The sequence below is a fragment of the Streptomyces sp. NPDC086777 genome (genome assembly GCF_040702065.1).
Classification (GTDB): domain Bacteria; phylum Actinomycetota; class Actinomycetes; order Streptomycetales; family Streptomycetaceae; genus Streptomyces.
Genome location: NZ_JBFBJI010000021.1, coordinates 117,400 through 136,666, shown reverse-complemented (window position 1 = coordinate 136,666; position 19,267 = coordinate 117,400). Strand labels below are relative to the sequence as shown.

The 19,267-nt window shown below is 73.9% G+C and carries 21 protein-coding genes and 1 pseudogene; 12 read left to right on the top strand and 10 right to left on the bottom strand.

Features of this window, described 5'->3' with window-relative positions; genetic code table 11:
• Positions 1-270 precede the first annotated feature (270 nt).
• The gene (locus tag AB0472_RS27835; protein WP_366360118.1) at positions 271-450 is read left to right on the top strand and encodes a hypothetical protein; all 180 of its coding nucleotides are present in this window, start codon (positions 271-273) and stop codon (positions 448-450) included.
• Positions 451-574: 124 nt separating this feature from the next.
• Here the strand turns inward: AB0472_RS27835 and AB0472_RS27830 are convergent, their stop codons facing one another.
• The gene (locus tag AB0472_RS27830) at positions 575-1,363 is read right to left on the bottom strand and encodes a putative protein N(5)-glutamine methyltransferase (protein ID WP_366360116.1); all 789 of its coding nucleotides are present in this window, start codon (positions 1,361-1,363) and stop codon (positions 575-577) included.
• A gap of 102 nt (positions 1,364-1,465) precedes the next feature.
• Complete coding sequence (locus AB0472_RS27825) at positions 1,466-2,521, bottom strand: hypothetical protein (protein WP_366360114.1); 1,056 nt, start codon at positions 2,519-2,521, stop codon at positions 1,466-1,468.
• Between the two features lie 141 nt (positions 2,522-2,662).
• Between AB0472_RS27825 and AB0472_RS27820 the strand changes: the two genes are divergently transcribed.
• Positions 2,663-3,106, top strand: a complete 444-nt coding sequence (locus AB0472_RS27820) for a MarR family winged helix-turn-helix transcriptional regulator (protein ID WP_366360112.1) — start codon at positions 2,663-2,665, stop codon at positions 3,104-3,106.
• Here AB0472_RS27820 and AB0472_RS27815 read toward each other — a convergent pair.
• Together AB0472_RS27815 and AB0472_RS27810 are read right to left on the bottom strand one after the other, a co-directional pair.
• Entirely contained in the window at positions 3,067-3,816 is a 750-nt protein-coding gene (locus tag AB0472_RS27815) for a GNAT family N-acetyltransferase (RefSeq protein ID WP_366360110.1), read from the bottom strand. The genes AB0472_RS27820 and AB0472_RS27815 overlap by 40 nt on opposite strands.
• The gene (locus AB0472_RS27810) at positions 3,813-4,736 is read right to left on the bottom strand and encodes an NADP-dependent oxidoreductase (RefSeq protein WP_366360108.1); all 924 of its coding nucleotides are present in this window, start codon (positions 4,734-4,736) and stop codon (positions 3,813-3,815) included. Before AB0472_RS27810 ends, AB0472_RS27815 begins: the two co-directional genes overlap by 4 nt.
• A 169-nt stretch (positions 4,737-4,905) precedes the next feature.
• Here AB0472_RS27810 and AB0472_RS27805 point away from each other — a divergent pair, with 169 nt between their 5' ends.
• From AB0472_RS27805 to AB0472_RS27775, 7 genes are all read left to right on the top strand, one after another.
• On the top strand, positions 4,906-5,511 hold the full coding sequence (locus tag AB0472_RS27805; protein ID WP_366360106.1) for a sulfite oxidase-like oxidoreductase: 606 nt from the start codon (positions 4,906-4,908) through the stop codon (positions 5,509-5,511).
• Complete coding sequence (locus AB0472_RS27800) at positions 5,504-6,277, top strand: ferredoxin reductase (RefSeq protein WP_366360104.1); 774 nt, start codon at positions 5,504-5,506, stop codon at positions 6,275-6,277. Before AB0472_RS27805 ends, AB0472_RS27800 begins: the two co-directional genes overlap by 8 nt.
• 313 nt (positions 6,278-6,590) lie before the next feature.
• Positions 6,591-7,178, top strand: a complete 588-nt coding sequence (locus tag AB0472_RS27795) for a hypothetical protein (protein ID WP_366360102.1) — start codon at positions 6,591-6,593, stop codon at positions 7,176-7,178.
• A 127-nt stretch (positions 7,179-7,305) separates the two neighbouring features.
• Positions 7,306-8,274: an acetylxylan esterase gene (locus AB0472_RS27790; protein ID WP_366360100.1), complete on the top strand. Its 969-nt coding sequence runs from the start codon at positions 7,306-7,308 to the stop codon at positions 8,272-8,274.
• Positions 8,267-8,692 carry a nuclear transport factor 2 family protein gene (locus AB0472_RS27785; protein WP_366360098.1) on the top strand — a complete coding sequence of 142 codons (426 nt, stop codon included), beginning with the start codon at positions 8,267-8,269 and terminating at the stop codon, positions 8,690-8,692. The genes AB0472_RS27790 and AB0472_RS27785 overlap by 8 nt, the downstream gene beginning before the upstream one ends.
• A 133-nt stretch (positions 8,693-8,825) precedes the next feature.
• Complete coding sequence (locus AB0472_RS27780) at positions 8,826-10,016, top strand: serine hydrolase domain-containing protein (RefSeq protein ID WP_366360096.1); 1,191 nt, start codon at positions 8,826-8,828, stop codon at positions 10,014-10,016.
• Between the two features lie 123 nt (positions 10,017-10,139).
• Positions 10,140-10,883 carry a GntR family transcriptional regulator gene (locus AB0472_RS27775; RefSeq protein ID WP_366360094.1) on the top strand — a complete coding sequence of 248 codons (744 nt, stop codon included), beginning with the start codon at positions 10,140-10,142 and terminating at the stop codon, positions 10,881-10,883.
• On the opposite strand, the gene AB0472_RS27770 is transcribed toward AB0472_RS27775, so the two are convergent.
• Together AB0472_RS27770 and AB0472_RS27765 are read right to left on the bottom strand one after the other, a co-directional pair.
• On the bottom strand, positions 10,853-11,602 hold the full coding sequence (locus tag AB0472_RS27770; RefSeq protein ID WP_366360092.1) for a class I SAM-dependent methyltransferase: 750 nt from the start codon (positions 11,600-11,602) through the stop codon (positions 10,853-10,855). The genes AB0472_RS27775 and AB0472_RS27770 overlap by 31 nt on opposite strands.
• Positions 11,603-11,669: 67 nt before the next feature.
• A complete protein-coding gene (locus tag AB0472_RS27765) occupies positions 11,670-11,888 on the bottom strand; it encodes a hypothetical protein (protein WP_366360090.1) in 219 nt (72 codons plus the stop codon).
• A gap of 192 nt (positions 11,889-12,080) precedes the next feature.
• Here AB0472_RS27765 and AB0472_RS27760 point away from each other — a divergent pair.
• A pseudogene (locus tag AB0472_RS27760) lies at positions 12,081-12,290 on the top strand (SDR family oxidoreductase); the annotation flags it as partial.
• A gap of 3 nt (positions 12,291-12,293) precedes the next feature.
• Here AB0472_RS27760 and AB0472_RS27755 read toward each other — a convergent pair.
• Positions 12,294-13,139, bottom strand: a complete 846-nt coding sequence (locus tag AB0472_RS27755) for a hypothetical protein (protein WP_366360088.1) — start codon at positions 13,137-13,139, stop codon at positions 12,294-12,296.
• A 398-nt stretch (positions 13,140-13,537) separates the two neighbouring features.
• Between AB0472_RS27755 and AB0472_RS27750 the strand changes: the two genes are divergently transcribed.
• A complete protein-coding gene (locus tag AB0472_RS27750; RefSeq protein ID WP_366360086.1) occupies positions 13,538-14,851 on the top strand; it encodes a cytochrome P450 in 1,314 nt (437 codons plus the stop codon).
• 75 nt (positions 14,852-14,926) lie between these two features.
• Here the strand turns inward: AB0472_RS27750 and AB0472_RS27745 are convergent, their stop codons facing one another.
• The 3 genes from AB0472_RS27745 to AB0472_RS27735 form a co-directional block, all read right to left on the bottom strand.
• Positions 14,927-15,682, bottom strand: a complete 756-nt coding sequence (locus tag AB0472_RS27745; protein ID WP_366360084.1) for an MFS transporter — start codon at positions 15,680-15,682, stop codon at positions 14,927-14,929.
• A complete protein-coding gene (locus AB0472_RS27740; protein ID WP_366360222.1) occupies positions 15,661-16,341 on the bottom strand; it encodes an MFS transporter in 681 nt (226 codons plus the stop codon). Before AB0472_RS27740 ends, AB0472_RS27745 begins: the two co-directional genes overlap by 22 nt.
• A 77-nt stretch (positions 16,342-16,418) precedes the next feature.
• Positions 16,419-17,672 (bottom strand): cytochrome P450, encoded by a 1,254-nt coding sequence (locus AB0472_RS27735; RefSeq protein WP_366360082.1) that lies wholly within the window; start codon positions 17,670-17,672, stop codon positions 16,419-16,421.
• A 405-nt stretch (positions 17,673-18,077) separates the two neighbouring features.
• On the opposite strand from AB0472_RS27735, the gene rho reads away from it, so the two are divergent.
• Positions 18,078-19,226, top strand: coding sequence for a transcription termination factor Rho (gene rho / locus AB0472_RS27730; protein WP_366360080.1), 1,149 nt, complete (start codon positions 18,078-18,080; stop codon positions 19,224-19,226).
• Positions 19,227-19,267: the final 41 nt, after the last annotated feature.

Genomic DNA, 19,267 nt, shown 5'->3' with positions numbered 1-19,267 from the left:
TTCGCGGCGCGGAGGTCGGTGCGCCGCGGCCGGCTCCGGAACTGAGCCTTCCGGAGCCGGCCGGCGCACGGTCCCAGGGTTCGGCGAGGCACCCGGGACTCGGTCGTGCCGCAGAGCCGGCCGACCTCGACGTACTCGAAGGTCAGCAGGCCGTTGGCCGCGTAGGGCAGCCGGCCCGGCCTGTCCTGCGCGTCCTGGAGGCTGTCGGCCTCCTGGGTCGCCGGGGCCCGGGCCGCCGAGGCCCTGCGGCTCGTCCTCGCCGAACTCCAGGTGGCCACCGTCCGCGCCCAGCCCACCATCGCGACACGCCCCTCGTTCCAGACCGGAGCCTTCGTCCCCCAGGAGGGCCTCGACACCGCCGTGAGCGGCATGCTCGACCAGGTGATCGCCTGGTCCGGCGCCCTGCGCGGGGTCCGCGAGGCCAGCGCACGGGCGGCCGCGGCCGCATGACGCCCGGTTCGGGGCCGATCGCGTGAGCGCACGGGCCCGACGCGCTTGGCCGACGGACACCACGCAGGAGACACCGCGGCCCCTGCTGCGCGTCCTACCGTCCTACCGGGCCCCTGAGGCGGTCTCAGCCACGTACGCCGATCACGACGTTCGCGTACAGCTCCTCGGAGCGCGCGAGCCGGGTGACCAGTCCGGCGCGCCGGAAGGTTCGCACGGCGTCCTCGGCCTGCCGCTCGCTCGTCTCGACCAGGACGCAGCCGCCGGGCGCCAGCCACTCGCGGGCTCCCGCGGCGACCCTGCGGAGCACGCCGAGACCGTCGCCGCCGCCGTCGAGGGCGACCAGCGGCTCGTACTCGCGGGCCTCGGCGGGCAGCAGTCCCACCTCGCCGCTCGGGACGTAGGGCACGTTGGCGGCGAGGATGCCGGTCCGGCCGCGCAGGGTGGCGGGCAGTGCGTCGAACAGGTCGCCGGTGTGGGCGTGACCGCCGTAGGGGGCGATGTTGCGGCGGGCGCAGGCGACGGCGGCCGGGTCGATGTCGGCGGCGTGCAGTTCGCCGTCACCGAGGGCGGCGGCGAGGGCCGCGCCGACCGCGCCGGAGCCGCAGCACAGGTCGACGACGACGGACGCGCCGGGCGCCTGGGCAAGGGCCTGGTCGACCAGGAACTCGGTACGGCGGCGGGGCACGAACACGCCGGGTTCCACCAGGATGCGCAGCCCGTGGAACTCCGCCCAGCCGAGGACGTGTTCGAGGGGCTGCCCGGCGGTGCGCCGGTCCACCATGGCGGCCAGTTCGTCCGGGGTGCGGGCGGTGGCGAGGATCAGCTCCGCCTCGTCCTCGGCGAAGACGCAGCCCGCGGCGCGCAGCGCGGAGACGACGGCGGCAGTGGTGTCGGAATCGGAGAGTGAGGTCATCACCGCGGAGCCTATCGGGGCCCGGCGGGCCGGGCAGACGCGTTGCCGCCCGGCCGGCGGGCCGCCCCGGGGGGACGGTCCGCCGGCCGGGCGCCCCGCCGGTCAGACGCCGACCGTCTCCTCGGCCTCCTCCTCGGCCTCCGCCACCTCGCCGGTCGGTCCGGCGGGGGACTCCGGTACGGCAACGGCGTCGGCCGGCGCCGCCTTGGACCGCTCGTGGGCCGCGGCGATCCCCGTGACCGCGAGGCCGGCCAGCAGCCAGACCGCGAGGGTCCCCACGTCGCGGCCGAGGCCGTCGCTGCCGAAGTAGAGCAGGCTGCGGACGCCCTCGACGAAGCCGGCGCCGTTCCAGAAGGCGTGCAGGGTGCCGAAGAAGCCGTTCTGCAGCTCGGGGCGGAACAACCCGCCGGAGCTGGTGAAGTTGAGCATCACGAACAGCACCATCATGGTCAGCGTGGTCCACCGCTTGAGGAAGGTGTGCAGGCCGACGCCGATGAGGAGGATGCCGGCGGAGTAGAGCCAGGCCATGCCCCAGACCCCGGCCAGGTCGTGGTGGGCGAGGTGGAACACCGGTCCGGCAAGGAACGCGCCGATGCCGCTGACGACGGCGGAGACGCCGAGCGCGAGCAGGGCGCGTATCCGCATGGGGAGCGCCGCGCCGGCCGCGCCGAGGGCGGCGACGGAGGCGTAGGAGCCGATGCTCACGGCGATGAGCAGGAAGAAGAGGCCCTGTCCCGTGGGGTCGTCGGCGACCGGCTCGGCGACGTCGGTGACCCTGAGGGCGACGCCCTCCTTGGCGGCGAGCGGGGTGAAGACCTGTCCGACGGCCGTGGCGCCCGTGTCGGAGGCGGCGACCGCGACGATCAGCTCGGGGGCCTTGGCGCTCGGCACGTAGGCACCGGTCACGGTACGGGACCTGAGCAGGTCGACGGCCGCGGCGCGGGTGGGGACGGTACGGACGTCGAGCTTGTCGCCCGCGGCGTCCTTGATGGTCTGTGCCAGCACCTTCGCCTCCGGTCCGGCACCGACCACGGCCACCGGCATGTGGTTCGGCTCCGGGTGGACGAACGCGCCCATATAGGCGAGCCCCATGCCCAGACACATCAGCAGCGGGGTGATCAGGTGCGTGAGTACATGGCGCAGCGCCGGCGACCTCATCGCGTACGACCTCCAGAACCTTCCGGCAAATTGGTTGGCTTATACAACTCACAATCAAGTTGTACTATACAACTAGAGCGTCGAAGGAGGTATTCCCGTGAGGGCGTTGCTGTGGACGGCGCGGCCGTCGAAGGTGTTCCCGTGACGACGGCGGAGACGGCAGTGGAGACCATCCAGCGTGAGATGACGGCGTTCGCGCGCCGGGCCAGGGCGTCGGCCGGGCGCATGCACCCCGAGCTGTCGCTGGTGTCGTACACGCTGCTCGGGCATCTGGAGGAGCGCGGCGGCTGCCGGGCCACCGACCTGGCCGCGCACTACGCGCTGGACAAGTCGACGGTCAGCCGGCAGGTGGCGGCACTGGAGCGGGCGGGGCTGATCGAGCGGCGCCTGGACCCGGAGGACCACCGGGGCCAGGTGCTGCATCTGACGGAGGCGGGAGAGGAGATCCTGGCCCAGGTCACGCGCAGCCGCCGGGCCGCCTTCCGGGAGCGGCTGGCGGACTGGCCGGAGGCGGACCTGGTCCGGTTCGCCGGGTACCTGGAGCGTTACAACGCCGGGACCCCGGCCGGTTCCGCCGAGGACTGACCGAGCGGCTGCGGCACCCTGGCCGCGACGAAGGCGGTGCGGCGGCGCAGGCGGAAGCCGAGCGACTCGTACAGCCGGATCGCGGTGGTGTTCCCGGCGCCGGTGTGCAGGAAGGGCGTCTCGCCGCGCTCCCGGATGCCGTGCGCGACCGCGCGGATCAGCCGGGTCGCAAGACCCTCGCCGCGGAATGCGGGGTCGGTGCAGACCGCGCTGATCTCGGTCCAGCCCGGCGGGTGCAGCCGCTCCCCCGCCATCGCGATCAGCCGGCCGTCCCGGCGGATGCCCAGATAGCTGCCGAGTTCGATGGTGCGGGGCAGGAACGGGCCGGGGCGGGTGCGCTCGATCAGGTCGAGGATCTCGGGTACGTCGGCCGGTCCGAGCGGGACCGCGGCCGGTTCCGGGGCGGCGTCCATGCCCTCGTCCACCAGCTGCACGCCCGCGATGTTCATCGTGAGCTCCCAGCCCTCGGGGAGCGCGCCCCGGTAGCCGGGCAGCGGCACCTCCGTGCCGGGGCCGGCCAGGGCGGCGAGATCCGCCCAGTCGCGGGCGTCGGGATCGTCGGGCAGTGCCAGCCACGGGGAGACGTCGACCGGATAGCGCAGGATCCGGCCGCGCCGCTCGGCGAAGCGGGCGTGCGGGCCGGTGAGCGAGGCGCGGGCCGGATTGTCCAGGACGTGCGCGGCACCCTCGCGGGCGGGCGGGACGCTCATATGCCGACCTCGATCACGATCTTGCCGAGGGCGTGCCCCTCCTCGACGGCGCGCAGCGCCTCGTCGGCCCTGTCCAGCGGGAAGGTCTGCGAGACATGCGGGTCCAGTTCACCGGCCACGACGAGCTCGGCCACCTCGTCCAGGACGGCGGCGGTCCGGGCGCGGGCCACCCGGGCCCCGCCCAGTGCGGCGACGGCATCCGGCGCGGCGCCCGCGGTGATCAGCCTGGTGCGGTCGGCGAGCAGACCGGCCGCTTCGGCGAGCACCTCCCCGCCGACCAGGTCGTAGACGCCGTCCACGCCGTCGGGTGCGACGGCCCGCACCCGGTCGGCCAGGCCCGGGCCGGAGCCCACGTGCACGGCGCCCAGCGACTCGACGAGCTCCTTCTTGGCCTCGCTCGCCACCCCGATCACCCGCAGGCCCCAGGCGTGCGCGATCTGCAGCGCCGCCGCACCGACCCCGCCGCCCGCGCCGGTGACCAGCAGGATCGCGCCCTCGGGCAGGTCGAGCTGGCGTACCCCGTCGTAGGCGGTGGCTCCGGCGACCGGCAGCGTGGCGGCGTCGGCGAAGGACAGCGCGGCGGGCTTGTGCGCCGTCACGGACGCCGTCAGCAGGGCGTACTCGGCGAACGCGCCGCCGGAGGTGTTGCCGAAGACCTCGTCGCCGGCCGCGAAGCCGGTGACGCCCTCGCCGGTCTCCTCGACCACACCGGCGGCCTCGCTGCCGAGGACGACCGGGAAGCGCGCCTCCCCCTCGCCGGGGCGGCGGAAACCGCCCCGCAGCTTCCAGTCGACGGGGTTGACCCCGGCCGCGCGGACCGCGATCAGCAGTTCACCGGGGCCGGGAACGGGCCGGTCCAGCTCGGCGAAGGCCTCGGTCTCGGGTCCGCCGTGCCTGGTGTAGACGTACGCCTTGGGCATCGTTCTTCCTCGCTCTCTGGTGCTGTCACCGGTGTCCCGGCAGCCGCACTCAGCGGCAAGGACGGGCAGCGGGCGGCTATTCCCACCCCCGGGGATCGTTCACACGGCCGCAATGATCGGGGGCCTGACCTGGGCGGGAGCACCCGATCGGACACCGTACGGTAGAAGCATGAACGTCACCCGAGGCTTCGCCGGCCGCCCCCGCGTCCACAACGCCGGACTGCCGCCCGGCCAGTACGACGCGGGGGCCGACTGGCCGGTGCTGTCCGCCGAGGTGACGCCGGACCTGGCGCCGGCCGACTGGTCGTTCCGGATCGACGGCCTGGTGGGCGAGGCCCGTACCTGGGACTGGGACGCGGCGCACGCGCTGCCCGCGGCGGCCTACGAGGGTGACATCCACTGCGTGACCGGCTGGTCGAAGTTCGGGGTGCGGTTCGGCGGCGTCTCACTGGACGCGTTCTTCGATGTGGTGCGCCCCCATGGGTCCGCCACCCATGCCGTCGCCCACTCGCACACGGGCTACACCGCCAACCTGCCGCTCGCGGACCTCACCGGCGGCCGGGCCTGGATCGCCTTCACGTACGAGGGCGAGCCGCTGCCCGCCGAGCACGGCGGCCCGGCGCGGCTGCTGGTGCCCCACCTGTACTTCTGGAAGAGCGCCAAGTGGATCGCGGGCCTCACCCTCCTCGACCACGACGAGCCCGGTTTCTGGGAACGCAACGGCTACCACGGGCGGGGCAACCCGTGGCAGGAGCAGAGGTACGCCGGTGACTGAGACGACGACCACCGAGGCCGCCTCCACGCCCCCGACGCGCTTCGCGGTCCCCGGCCGCATCGAGGTCGGCGACCGGGCCGCGGCGGTGTGGCAGACGGCCACGATCACCGGGATCCGGCGCGAGACCCCGCACGCGGCGACCTTCCGGTTCGCGGTGCCGGCCTGGGCGGGTCACCTGCCGGGGCAGCACCTGATGCTGCGGCTGACCGCAGCGGACGGCTACACGGCCCAGCGCCACTACTCCCTCGCCTCCGCGCCGGACGGCTCCGGGCACGTCGAGCTGACCCTGGACCACGTCCCGGGCGGCGAGGTCTCCGGCTGGTTCCACACGGTGGCCCGGCCGGGCGACACCGTCGAGGTCCGCGGCCCGCTGAGCGGCTTCTTCGCCTGGCCCGGCGACGGGCCCGCCCTGCTGTTCGGCGCCGGTTCCGGGGTCGTACCGCTGATGTCGATGGTCCGGCACCACCGCAACCGGGCCCTGGACGTACCGCTGCGCATGGTGGTGTCGGCACGCTCCCCCAAGGAGCTGATCTACGCGCGGGAGCTGGGCGCGGAGACCACGACGGTGTTCACCCGCGCCGCACCCCGGGGTCTCCCGGTGGGACGTGTGTCCGCCGCACATGTGGCCCCTCTCCTGGCCGACCAGCCCGAGGGCGGGTGGGAGGCCTATGTGTGCGGCTCCAACGGGTTCGCGGAGCATGCCGCGCGGCTGCTCGTGGCGGCCGGACAGCCGGTGGAGCGGATCCGCATCGAGCGGTTCGGCTGACCGGCGGCGCCCGGGGCGGCCGTCCCGGGCCCCCGGGCGGGCGGCCGTCCCGGGCGCCGCGGAACAGGCGCGTCCGGTTCTGGAGCCGGCCGGGGCGTGCGGTCGGCGGGCCCCCGGGGCGCCGGGACCGGTGGGCGGCGCACGCCGGAACCCGTGCTTCAGCCGGTGCCGCATCGCTGCCTGCGGACGGTGGGCGAGGTGCTCCGTACGGGGTACCAGTCCCGTGTGGACGCTCGCATGCGAGCGGGGGCACGCTGGGAGCTGCGGACCGGCTGTCCGGCCCTCCGGCTCTTGTGGCGGCGAGGAGGTCGACATGCGTACCCGGGTGCGTGGCTGGCGCTGGCGGCACAACCCGCTGCGGCGCAGGTCAGACGTGGTGGAAGCATGGATCGCGCTGGCCGTCGCGGTCCTGCTGTGCGCGGGTGCGCCCCTGGTGGGTGCGGTGGCGGGGCTCTGGGCCCATGGGCAGGCGCAGTCGGTGGCAGCGGTGGCGCGCTCCGAGCGGCACATGGTCCGGGCCCTGGTCGTCGGCGGCACCCCGGAGCAGCTGCCGTCGGTGCAGGGCGGCGACCAGGCACACGCCTACCAGACGAACGTCCGCTGGACGGAGCCCGGCAAGGGGACGCGGACCGCCCTGGCCCGGGTGCCGGCGGGCACGCGGAACGGTGACACGGTGGACGTGTGGTTCGACCGGCGGGGCCATGGGGTCGCCCCGCCGCCCGACGACGTCGCCGTCTGGCAGCACACGGTCACCGTGGGCCTGTGCGGGGCCGGCGGCGCGGCGGCCGTGGTGCTGCTCGGGCACGGCGTCGTGCGCCGGGTGGCGCTGCACCACCGGCTCGCCGAGTGGGAGCAGGAGTGGGCGCGCACCGGACCGGACTGGACCCGCGGCCGCGCCTGAGACGCCCGCCCGAACCGCCCGCGCCTGGGACGCCCGCCCGGGCCGCCCGCGCCGGGCCTGGCGATTCATCGGATCACCCACGTACGGTGTGATCATCCGCACCTACCCATCTCCGAGGCGGTTGTTGATGGCCCTGTTCGACCTCCCGCTCGACGAACTCCAGGAGCACCGCAGCACGTCGGTGGCGCCCGACGACTTCGACGCCTTCTGGTCCAAGACGCTCCAGGAAGCCCGCGCGCACGATCTCGACGCCCGTTTCGAGCCGGTCGACGCCGGGCTGTCGACGGTCGACGTCTACGACGTGACGTTCGCCGGGTTCGACGGCCACCCGGTCAAGGGCTGGCTGCGGCTGCCGGCCGGTGCCACCGAACCGCTGCCGCTGGTGGTGGAGTTCGTCGGGTACGGCGGCGGGCGCGGGCTGGCGCACGAGAACCTGCTGTGGGCGTCGACCGGGCGGGCGCACTTCACCATGGACACCCGCGGGCAGGGCAGCGCCTGGGGCGGCGGGGGCGGCACCGCGGACCCGGTGGGCGGCGGTCCGGCCTACCCCGGGTTCATGACCCGGGGCATCGACGCCCCCGAGAACTACTACTACCGCCGGGTGTACACGGACGCGGTCCGGGCGGTGGAGGCGGCCCGCTCGCACCCGCTGACCGACGCCGCGCGGACCGTGGCACTCGGCGCCAGCCAGGGCGGCGGGATCACCATCGCGGTCGGCGGCCTGGTGCCGGACCTGGTCGCGGTCGCGCCGGACGTGCCGTTCCTGTGCGACTTCCCGCGCGCCACCACGCTGACCGACCGTCACCCGTACCGGGAGATCGGCCTGTTCCTGAAGACGCACCGCGGCCGCTCGGCGGACGTGCAGCGCACTCTCTCCTATTTCGACGGGGTGCACTTCGCGGCGCGCGGCCGGGCCCCGGCGCTGTTCTCGGCGGCACTGGAGGACCAGACCTGTCCGCCCTCCACGGTCTTCGCGGCCTTCAACTCCTGGGCGCACGAGGACAAGACCATCGAGGTGTACGACTACAACGACCACGAGGGCGGCGGCCCGTACCACGAGGCGGCGAAGGCCCGCTGGCTGCGCTCGTATGTCTGAGGAGACGCCGGAACCGGACACACGGGAGGCCGCGGAGCGGTTCGTCCGGGTCTGGGAGCGGGGCTGGGCCGCGCACGACGTGGACGCGCTGCTCGCCCTGTACGCCGAGGACTGCGTGCACCGTTCGATGCCGTTCCGTGCCCCGCACCGGGGCCGGGACGAACTCGCCGCCTATCTGCGCTGGTCGTTCGAGGCGGAGCGGGTGACGGACGTCAGGTTCTCGGCGCCGCTGGTGGGGCCGGACCGGGTCGCGGCGGCGGAGTTCCGGGTGCGGTCCGAGGAGGGGGGTGCGGCGGTCACGCTGGCGGGGTGCGTCTTCGTGCGCTTCGACGGGCGGGGGCTCGCGGTGGAGAGCCGGGACTACTGGCACACCGCGGACGGGCACGAGGAGCCGGCCGGGCGGCTCTTCCTCCTCTGACCACCCTCTGACCACCCTCTGACCCTCCTCCGGCCTGCCTCCGGCCTTCCCTCCAGTCCGACCAGTCGGTACGTTCGGGGTGCCCGGACCGCAGCGTCGCGGTCCGGGTTTTCCGGCGTACGACGGAGGGCGCATGTCCGAGCACGAGCCTCAGCCGCAGTCACAGCCCCGGGTGCAGGTCCACGGTCACTGCGATCCGCGCTTCGCGGCGGTGCGGGAGGCGTTCGAGGAGAACTTCCGGGACTGGGAGGAGCTGGGCGCCGCCGTCGCGGTGACGGTTGGCGGCGAGACGGTGGTGGATCTGTGGGGCGGCTGGGCCGATCCGGCGCGCAGCCGGCCGTGGGAGCGGGACACCGTGGTCAACGTGTGGTCCACCACCAAGGGCCCGGTGGCCCTCTGCGCGCACGTCCTCGCCGACCGGGGGCTGCTCGATCTCGACGCGCCGGTGGCCGCCTACTGGCCCGAGTTCGCGGCGGCCGGCAAGGAGCGGGTCCTGGTCCGTCATCTGCTCTCGCACCGGGCCGGGCTGTCCGGGCTGCGCGAGCCGCACTCGCTGCGGGACCTGTACGACTGGGAGCTGACGACCGCGCGGCTGGCGGCGACGGAGCCCTGGTGGGAGCCGGGGACCAGGTCCGGCTATCACGCGCTGACCTACGGCTTCCTGGTCGGCGAGGTGGTGCGGCGGGTGTCGGGGCTGCTGCCGGGGGCGTTCCTGGAGCGGGAGGTCACCGGGCCGCTGGGGATCGACTTCACGGTCGGGCTGCCCGAGAAGGAGTCCGGGCGGGCGGCCGAGCTGGTGCATCCCCGGGTCGTGTCGGACAGCGAACAGGCTGCGATCTTCAGCCAGTTGGCGCCCGCCGCGGTGGCCGCCCTGGCCAACCCGGGGGTGGGCGCGAGCGCGGCGAACACCCCCGAGTGGCGGGCCGCCGAGATCCCGGCCGCCAACGGACACGGCACGGCCCGGGCGGTCGCCGCGCTGTACGGGGTGTTCGCGGGCCGGGGCGGGTACGGCGGGCTGCGCGTGCTGTCGCCGGAGGCGGCCGAGCGGGTCCGGGAGGGCCAGGGCAGCTGCCGTGACCTGGTACTGGGGGCGGGTTTTGAGCACGAGACCGAGATCGGGCTGGGGCTCTGGCTGAGCGGGGCGAACGGCTCGTACGGGCCGAACCCGCGGGCCTTCGGGCACGACGGGTTCGGTGGCTCCTGCGGGTTGGCCGACCCGGAAGCGGGGGTCTCCCTCGGATATGTCATGAACCGCATGGGGCCGCGGATCGCGGACGACCCGAGGAAGACGGCCCTGGTCAACGCCGTTTACGCGAGTCTGTGAGGCACCCGCACGGTTTCGGCCGAACCCGTCGGCCACTCTTCCCTCCTGGTTTAGACCAATGCTAGATGTGGTCGCGGAACGAACCCGAACGGCTACTTTTTGTCACCCACCAGGAGGCGCGGCATGGCCCGCACCACCCCCCACGACCACTCCGAGAGCGAAGGACAGCCCCTGTACTGGCGGATCGCGACACAACTCCTCGGTGAACTGCGCGACGGCACTCTGCCGCCCGGGGAACGGCTGCCGGCGGAACGGCAGTTGGCACGGCACTTCGAGGTGAGCCGGGAAACCGTCCGGCAGGCCCTGGAGGTGCTGCGGCACAGCGGGCTGGTGGCCACCGACCGGCGGGGCAGCCACGCCACACTGCCCGGCCGTCCGGTGGAGAGCCCGGTCTCCCTGGCCTTCCCGGTGGGTGCCGGGCCCACCGAGCACGGTGCGGTCGACCGGGCCACGGTGACCTGGGAGGAGCCGCCGCCCGAGCACGCGGCGGCGCTGGGGCTGGCCCCGCACCGGCCGACCCTGGTGCACCGCTACGAGTCCGCCTCACCCGACGGTCACGCCCTGCGCACCGCGGTGACTTCGTTCTCGGTGGTGGCCCTGACCGAGGTCGAGGAACTGGGCCGCTACCGGGACCGCGCCGACGGCTGTGCCGCCGCACAACTGCGCCGGGCCTACGACTGGATGCGCAAGGCGGGCCTCACCCTGCACCACCGGGACTCCATCACCCAGGTCGCGGACGCGTCCTCGGTACGGGTGACCCGCCGGGTGCACGACCAGTACGCCCGCCCGCTGGAGATCACCGACCTGGTGGTGGACGCCCAGCAGGACGCGCTGGTCTACGAGTTCACGGTGCCCGCGGCGGGCTGACCGCGCCGGGCCACGACCAGCCGGGCGCGCGGGCTGCCGTCGCCGCGCTCGCCGAACCCGGGCAGCGCGGACAGTTCCACGGAGAACCCCGCCCGCGCCAGCTCCGCCCGCACGGCGCCGAGCCGGAAGGCCCGGTAGTACATGACGAACGGGGGCCGCCACAGGGCGTTGCGGACCCGCATCACGGCGTCGAAGCCCAGCAGCATCCAGTATCCGGGGTTGCTGGGCCGCGGTGGCGCGAGCACCGGGAAGGCGAAGGTGCCGCCCGGTCGGAGCACCGCGTGGACCTGTCCGAAGAGGCCGGGCAGCTCCCGGGGCAGGAAGTGCCCGAACGCCCCGAAGCTGACGACCAGGTCGAAGGCGGGCCCGAACGGCAGGGCCCGGGCGTCGCCGCGCACGTAGCTGACGGCCGGGCCCTCGGGCGGGGGCTGCCGACGGGCGATCTCCAGCATGCCGGCGCTGAAGTCGACCCCGGTGACGCCGTGCCGGCACACCTGGGCCAGTACGCCGGTGCCGGCTCCCGTCCCGCAGCACAGGTCGAGGCCGTCCTCGAAGGGGCCGAGCGGGGCGAGCGCCTTCGCGACCGCCTCGAGCACCGAATCGGGCGTCCGGAACGGGGTGTGGTCGAACTTGGGGGCCAGCAGGTCGTAGCCGCGCTCGACCGAGGACAGGGCCTGGACGGCGAGTTCACGGAGGCTCGGGCCTTCGGGGCTGAACATCCGGCCAGCTTACGGGAGCGTACGGAGCGGGCGCGGCCGGTCGGGGCCGCGCCCGCGCCGTACGGTGTCACGCCACGGTGAGCGTGAGGGCGCCCGTGCAGGTGGAGCCCGCGGTGATCGCCGTCTCGGTGCCGTCGACGGTCAGCCGCACCGACTTGCCGCGCGGCGCCTGGACGGCCGCGTCGGCCGCGAGGGTGAGGCCGGTCAGGTATGACGTCCCGGCGACCGTCCAGGTGGAGCCGCTGTTCAGCTTCACCACCACGCCGTTGTTGACGGCGGCCTGCACGGTGTTGGTGACGATGCCCAGTTCGTAGAAGGTCGCCCTTCACCTCGATGGAGCTGAAGGTGGCGGCGCCGTCGGTGGTGTGGGCGGCGGTGACGTCGAAGGTGGGGTCCTGCACCGGGTCGGTGGTGGGCTCGGTGCAGACGCCGATGTTCATCATCCTGCCGTGGACGGGGACCGGGCCCGGGTCGTCCAATGGCCACCGCGAACCCCGTGTTCGTCGCCGCCCACCTCGCCATGACCCCCCAGGGCCGCCCGGGCACGGTCGACGAGGTGGCGCCGTTGGTCGTCCATCTCCTCTCCGACGAGGCCTCGTACGTCAACGGCGCGGAGATCACCGTCGACGGCGGCTACGCGTCGCACGGTCCGGTGAAGGCGATCACCGACGCCCTCGACCAGGACTGAGCGTCAGTCCTTGAGCTGCTCCAGCGTGGACTTGGTGTCGGTCTTCAGCCAGCCGGTCACGTCGTCGAGGGTCGGCGGGTCGGTGTCGCTGTCGTACGAGGAGAAGTACGCGCTGTAGTACATGGTGAACGTCGTCCACCCGTCCCGCACCGCGAGCGTGGCGTACCGCGAGCCGCTGGTGGTGGAGCCCTTGCTGGTGTCCTGGGTGACCAGATAGGCCTCGTCGCCGATGCCCTGGACCGGCGTCACGTCGTAGTCGCTGTGGCTGTCGCCGTAGTTCTTCCAGGTGGCCGTGAACTCCGGTGCCGGGTCGGTCTTCCTGTGCAGGTCCACCTCCATGGAGAGGTAGGCGTCCCCGTAGCTGGAGCTGGTCTTCTTGAGGCTGAGGCTGCAGAAACTCTGGTCCAGCGCGGGGTCCTTCATCACGTTCTTCGTCGGGGACGAGTCGTCGACGGGGTACTCGTCCTTGAACGAGGAGTAGTCCGCGCTGGAGCAGAGGTTCGCGGGCGCGCGGTAGCCGCGCAGGTCCGCGCTGCTCCCGAAGCCTCCGGTCAGGAGGAGTGCGCCCGCCCAGGCCGCGGAGGCGACCACCGCGCCCACGACGGCCCACAGCACGGCTCGGCCGGCCGCGTTGCCGCCTGCGGCGGGCGGTGCGGCGGGCGGCGGGTAGCCGTGACCCGGCTGCACGGCATAGGGATTGGCCTGCTGCGGTGCCGTGGGCGGGTCGCCGGCGGCGGGCTGCGCGTAGGGGTTCTGGGCGGACGGCGACTGCGGGTTGGGGTACGGGTACGCGGTCGGCTGCGGCGGGATCGGCGGCGGCTGCTCGGGCGGCGGCGGTGGCGTGGACATGTCGTGAAGATAAGGCATAACCAGACATCAAGTCCCGCGCCGGTCAAGACCGTTATGGATTGCGGACATCCGCGACGAACACGTCTCTGACTCAGCGTCAGATTTTACGGACGCTGCCAGGGGAACCTCGCTCCGGCATATTGCCCGTCCAGGAGCAGGCGTGCCACGATCGGACAAATATTCGCCCAGATGGCAATGGGGGTGTTCATGAAACGAACACGACGCCTGGTGGCCCGCCTGGTGGGCAGGAAGCGGGTCAGCGGCCGCTACCCGTACTGGCCCTACCAACTCCGGTAGCCCGAGCCCCGCGCCCGTCAGGGCCGCGTCCACCGGAGACAGGCGAAGAACGCCGGTCGCAGGACCCGTACCAGGGGTCCTGCGATCTGCTGGGAGGCGGGATGGCACGCCAGGAAGCGCCCGGACGGCCGCCGGGCCCGCGCGGGCACTGGCTGACGGGCAACACCCGCGCGTACGAGGCCGACCGGATCGGGTTCCTGCGCCGCTGCCACCAGGAGTACGGTGACGTCTTCTCGTACGACGAGCAGACGGTGTTCGTGATCGACCCGGACCTCACCCACGAGGTGCTCACCCGCACCGGCCAGAGCTTCGTGACCGAGCTCGCCCCCTTCGACATGCGGCGGGACCTCGACGAGGCCGCCGCGCAGGCCGCGTCGTGGATGTCCGCGCGCCGCGCTGTGTGGCCCGGGCTCAACCGCTCGGCGGCGGCCGCGTCCGACCGCCGTACCGTCGAGATCCTCGACGCGGTCGTCACCGACGGCGCCGGCCGGGAGGCCGACGTGCTCACCACGATGCGCGCGTTCACCGCGCAGGCCATCGCCGAGTACTGCTTCGGCGCGGACGCCGACGGCGTCCCCGCGCTGCTCCACGAGGTCATCCACGCCACCAAGCCGTTCACGGAGTCCTCCTACGAGTTCCCCGCGTGGCTGCCGGTCCCGCGCCACCGCCACTTCTTCCGCGCCTACCGGCGCCTGACCGACGCGCTGACCGGGATCGTGCGGAGGCGGCGTGCGGCGAACGGCCGCGATCCCGGCGACGACCTGCTCGGGGCTCTGCTCGACGCCGATCCGGGCATGCCCGACGGCACCGTCGCCTCGACGCTCCACAGCATCCTCATGGGCGGCCACGGCGTGCCCGCCGCCGGGCTCACCTCGGTCGTGTGGGAACTCGCACGGCGGCCCCGGCTCGTCGGCGAGCTGCGCGCCGAGGCGAACGGCCCTGCGGGCGGCGGCCCGGAGCCCGCGACGGCCCCGCTGTCGGCGGCACGGCTCCCGCTGGCCGAGGCCGTGGTCCGCGAGACGCTGCGCCTGTACCCGCCCGCGTGGCTGATGACCCGCACCGCCCGCACCGCGGCAGGACTGGGCGACTGGTCGCTCGGCCCCGGTGACGACGTACTGCTCAACGCCTATCTGATCCACCGCGACCCCCGGTGGTGGCGGCGGCCGGACGACTTCGACCCGGCCCGGTGGCTGAGCGGGCGGCCGGCACCCGGGGCGGCCTACCTGCCGTTCGGTGCCGGGCCACGGGTCTGCCTGGGGTCGGCGCTGGCCCTGCGGCAGCTCACGCTGGCCACGGCACGGCTCGCGCAGCGCTTCGCCATCGAGTCGCCGAACGCCTCCTCGGTGACCCTGGAGTTCATGGGCCGACTCGCCCCGGCGGGCCTCCGGGCACGCTTCACACCGATCAGGCAGTAGGCGCCGAGGCCGTCCGCGGCCCGAACGCGCGTGCAGGCCGGGGCACGGACCCCGGCCCGCACCGTGTGCCGTGGATCAGGCGGACGCCGGCTGCACCGGCAGCGGGCCCGCGGTCCGCGCGGTGTTCCTGCGGACCAGCAGCAGGGTGACCAGCGCGCCGAGCAGCGAGGCGCAGCCGCAGATCACCACGCCCAGGGCCATGCCGTGCGCGAGGGCGTCCTGCGCGGCGGCCCTGGCGCTGCCGCTGCCCGCGTTCACCACCGCGAGCGGTCCGGCCGCGGCCTCCGTGCCGGCGTCGGCGCCGGACAGCTTGCCGACCAGCGCGGAGGAGGCCGCGCTCATCGCGATGGTGCTGATCACGGCCGGGCCGAGGCCCTGACCGAACTCGCGGACCAGGCTGGTCGCGCCGCTCGCCATGCCGGTCGTCTCGATCGGCACGGCGTTCACGGCGGCCGAGGTCAGCGAGGAGACCACGCGGATGAAGCCGATGCCCAGCAGCAGCACCGGGCCGATGAAGGCCGCGAGGGAGGTGGTGGTGATGGGCAGCGCCGCGATCCAGAACTGGCCGGCCGCCATCGGCAGCAGACCTCCCATCAGCAGCCGGCGCGGCTCGACGCGGGTCAGCATCCTGCTGAGCACCGGCGCGAGGAGCAGCGGGATCAGCTGGAGGACGACGAACGGCATGCCGGCCCGCAGGGCGCTGAGGTGCATCACCGCGCCGAGCCGGATGGAGACGCAGTAGGCGGTGCCGATGAAGCCGAACATGCCGGTCAGCGCGACCACCGCGGCCGCCGCGAACGACGGGATCTTCAGCAGCTCCAGGTTGAACATCGGCGAGGCGGCGCCGCTCCGCCATCACGAAGCCCACCAGGGCCACGGCGGCGAGGACGAGGGCGAAGACGATGGCGGGGCTGCTCCAGCCGCGGTCGCCGCCCTCGATGATGCCCCACAGCAGGGCGGTGAGGCCGACGGATGCTGATCTGCCCGGGCCGGTCCAGGGCGCGGCCCCCGGGCGCCCTGGAGTCGGTGACCGGCGCCCAGCAGGAGATGCCGACCGCGATGCCGAGGACGACCGGGGGCGCGAACGCCCAGCGGAAGTCGGCGACGGTGGCCGGCACGCCGGAGGAGAGCGGGCCCACGGCGGAGGCGAGGGAGATGCTCAGCGCCCAGGTGGAGACCGCCTTGGCGCGGTCCTTCTCCTCGGGGGTCGCGGCCGCGACCACGGCGAGGGAGCTGGGGAAGAGCGCGGCGGCGCCGATGCCGGCGAGGGCCTGGCCGATCCAGAGCATGGTGATGTTCTGGGAGGTGGCATTGAGGAGTTCACCGACCGCCGGCACGAATCCGCCGAGGACCAGCAGCCGCTTACGGCCGAACAGGTCGCCCACCACGCCGAAATTCAGTTCCAGGATCGCGGTGGGCAGAATGAATGCCGAGGTGACCCAGGCGGCCTGCGATCGCGAGGCGCCGAATGCGCAGTGCGGTGGTGGCAGCGTGGGTAGGGCCTATGGCCAGAACAAGAAATGCGTCAGCGATACGCCCTCGGGCGTTCGTATGGCGGGTATGCGGCTCAGCCGCCGGGCCGCGGGCGCGGCCGTACCGGGAGGGCGCGCACGCTGTTGCCGACGAAGCTGGCCTGCCGGGCGAGACGGTCCTCGGGGACGGCGAGGTCCAGGGCCGGGAAGCGGGCGAAGAGCCGTTCGAGGGCGACCGTGGCCTCCAGGCGGGCCAGTGGGGCGCCCAGGCAGTAGTGGGCACCGTGGCCGAGGGAGAGGTGGCGGACGGCGTCGGGGCGGGCGGGCCGGGTGACGTCGAACCGGTCGGCGTCGGGGCCGTGTGCGGCCCGGTCGCGTCCGGCGGCCGAGTAGCCGGCCAGCACCGGGGTGCCGGCCGGGATCACCGTCCCGTCGACGGTGAGGTCCCGCACCGGGTAGCGGAACGGGAAGTAGCTGACCGGCGCGTCCCAGCGCAGCGTCTCCTCCACCACGTCCGCCCAGCTCGCGCCGCCCTTGCGGACGAGTTCGAGCTGGTCGCGGTGGCCGCAAAGGGCACGCACCGCGTTGGTGATCAGGTTCAGGGTGGTCTCGTGCCCGGCGATGATCATCAGGACCAGGGTGCCGATCAGCTCCTCCTGGCCGAGCCGGTCGCCGTCCTCGTCGCGGGCGGCGATCAGGGCGCTGGTGAGGTCGTCGCCGGGGTGTTCGGCGCGGGCGGCGGCGACGGCGGCGAGGACGCCGACCAGCTCCCGGTTGGCGGCGACGGCCTCGGCCGGTCCGATGTCGGTGGCCACCACCTGGTTGGTCAGGTGGTGCAGCCGGTCACGGAACTCGGCCTCCACACCGAGGAGTTCGCCGATCACACCCATGGGCAGCGGCAGCGCGACGTACCGGCGCAGGTCGGCGACGCCGTCACCGTCGGCGGCGGCCCGGTCCAGGTCGTCGAGGAGGGTGTCGGTCAACTCCTCGACCCGGGGCCGCAGTTCCTCGACCCGGCGCGGGGTGAAGGCCCGGCTGACCAGTCCGCGCAGCCTGCGGTGGTCGGCACCGTCGGCGGTGGTCATCCCGCGCACGGTGGCGAAGGTCAGCAACGGCCAGCCCGCCGGGACGCGGCCCTCCCGCAACTGCGTGAAGTGCCGTGCGTCCTTGGCGACCTGGGGATGCTGGAGGAACTCCCGAAGCGCCTCGTGCCCGAGCACGGCCATGCCCTCGACGCCACCGGGCAGCACGACGGGAGCGACGGCACCGCGCGCCAGCAGCCGGGCGTTGTCGGCGTGCGGGCACCCGCCGGCGGGGTCCGGGCGATACGGCACGGACGGGGTCTCCACGAGGGGCTCCTGACGGCGCGACGACACGGACACCGCCGATCGTAGGCGCCCGCGGGCCTGGGGGAAGGAGCTTTTCCCGGCCGGTGCGGCCCGGCAGGCGACCACGGGCGGCGGGAATACCGGGGCCGGGTGCCATGTTGACGACCGAGGAACCACGGGTATAGTGCGATCAGCACGTGTGAGCGCCCTCCGTCGGGCGCCGAGTGCCGGTTCCACTCCTCCAGCCGCATCGCCCGTCGCTTCCCGACCGGCCCGCCGGCTTCTCAGCACCACCTCGTGACCAGGGCGTCCGCGCCGTTCGCGAGGTGCCGTTCCCCGCCGCACGGAGGCCTGCGCACACGCCCTCCCGCTCGCGGCCCACTCCCCCCTCACCCATGTCTTCCGTCCGCGAAAGGACCACCTCCCATGACCACCACACTCGAACCCCCGGTACAACAGCAGGACCGGCCGGCCGACCGGCCGGTCACCGGTGTCCTCGACATCGACGCGGGCGGGAAGGGGCAGCTGCGGGCCCCGAGCTGCCTGCCCTCCCCCGCCGACCCGCAGGTCCCGCCGGCTCTGGTCCGCCGTCACGGCCTGCGCAGGGGCGACCTCGTCGAAGGCGTCCGCGGCGACCGGCGCACGCTGACCGGGATCACCCGCATCAACGGCCGGACGCCCGACGAACTGCGCGGCCGACGCCACTTCCGCGACCTCACCCCGCTGCACCCGCACGAGCGGATCCGCCTCGAACACCCCGCCGCCGGGCTCGCCGGACGGGTCACCGACCTGTTCGCGCCCGTCGGCAAGGGGCAGCGCGGGCTGATCGTGGCCCCGCCGAAGACCGGCAAGACCGTGCTGCTCCAGCAGTTCGCGGCCGCCGTCGCCGGCAACCACCCGGAGTGCCACCTCATGGTGCTGCTGCTCGACGAGCGCCCGGAGGAAGTCACCGACATGCGGCGCTCGGTGCGCGGCGAGGTGTACGCCTCCACCTTCGACCGGCCCGCCAAGGAGCACATCGCCCTCGCCGAACTCGTCGTCGAACGCGCCAAGCGGCTCGTCGAGGAGGGCAGGGACGTCGTCATCCTGCTCGACTCCCTGACCCGGCTGTGCCGGGCGCACAACAACGCGGCCGCCTCCAACGGCCGCACCCTCAGCGGCGGTGTCGACGCCGGCGCGCTGCTCGGCCCGAAGCGGTTCTTCGGCGCCGCCCGCACGGCCGAGGAGGGCGGCTCGCTCACCATCCTCGCCACCGCCCTGGTGGACACCGGCTCCCGGGCCGACGGCTACTTCTTCGAGGAGCTGAAGAGCACCGGCAACATGGAGCTGCGCCTGGACCGCGAGCTGGCCTCCCGGCGGGTCTTCCCGGCCCTGGACATCGCCCCCTCCGGCACCCGCCGCGAGGAACTCCTGCTCACCCCGGCCGAGTTGACCGCCGTCCGCGGACTGCGCCGGGCCCTGCAGAGCCGGGAGGGCACCCCGGGCGGCCTGGAGACGCTCCTGGAGCGGCTGCGGGAGACCCCGGACAACGCGACCTTCCTGCGGCGCGTACAGCCGACCCTGCCGGCGGGCTGACACCCGGGCGCCCCGACAGTAGGCGCGCGGCGGAGCGGAGC

Excerpts from the sequence above, each read along its gene's own strand:
- AB0472_RS27770 (WP_366360092.1), bottom strand. The coding sequence starts at position 11,602 with ATGTTCAGCCCCGAAGGCCCGAGCCTCCGTGAACTCGCCGTCCAGGCC.
- rho (WP_366360080.1), top strand. The coding sequence starts at position 18,078 with ATGACCACCACACTCGAACCCCCGGTACAACAGCAGGACCGGCCGGCC.
- AB0472_RS27810 (WP_366360108.1), bottom strand. The coding sequence starts at position 4,736 with ATGCCCAAGGCGTACGTCTACACCAGGCACGGCGGACCCGAGACCGAG.
- AB0472_RS27805 (WP_366360106.1), top strand. The coding sequence starts at position 4,906 with ATGAACGTCACCCGAGGCTTCGCCGGCCGCCCCCGCGTCCACAACGCC.
- AB0472_RS27780 (WP_366360096.1), top strand. The coding sequence starts at position 8,826 with ATGTCCGAGCACGAGCCTCAGCCGCAGTCACAGCCCCGGGTGCAGGTC.
- AB0472_RS27755 (WP_366360088.1), bottom strand. The coding sequence starts at position 13,139 with ATGTCCACGCCACCGCCGCCGCCCGAGCAGCCGCCGCCGATCCCGCCG.
- AB0472_RS27785 (WP_366360098.1), top strand. The coding sequence starts at position 8,267 with ATGTCTGAGGAGACGCCGGAACCGGACACACGGGAGGCCGCGGAGCGG.
- AB0472_RS27830 (WP_366360116.1), bottom strand. The coding sequence starts at position 1,363 with ATGACCTCACTCTCCGATTCCGACACCACTGCCGCCGTCGTCTCCGCG.
- AB0472_RS27815 (WP_366360110.1), bottom strand. The coding sequence starts at position 3,816 with ATGAGCGTCCCGCCCGCCCGCGAGGGTGCCGCGCACGTCCTGGACAAT.
- AB0472_RS27790 (WP_366360100.1), top strand. The coding sequence starts at position 7,306 with ATGGCCCTGTTCGACCTCCCGCTCGACGAACTCCAGGAGCACCGCAGC.
- AB0472_RS27795 (WP_366360102.1), top strand. The coding sequence starts at position 6,591 with ATGCGTACCCGGGTGCGTGGCTGGCGCTGGCGGCACAACCCGCTGCGG.
- AB0472_RS27745 (WP_366360084.1), bottom strand. The coding sequence starts at position 15,682 with ATGTTCAACCTGGAGCTGCTGAAGATCCCGTCGTTCGCGGCGGCCGCG.
- AB0472_RS27775 (WP_366360094.1), top strand. The coding sequence starts at position 10,140 with ATGGCCCGCACCACCCCCCACGACCACTCCGAGAGCGAAGGACAGCCC.
- AB0472_RS27825 (WP_366360114.1), bottom strand. The coding sequence starts at position 2,521 with ATGAGGTCGCCGGCGCTGCGCCATGTACTCACGCACCTGATCACCCCG.
- AB0472_RS27750 (WP_366360086.1), top strand. The coding sequence starts at position 13,538 with ATGGCACGCCAGGAAGCGCCCGGACGGCCGCCGGGCCCGCGCGGGCAC.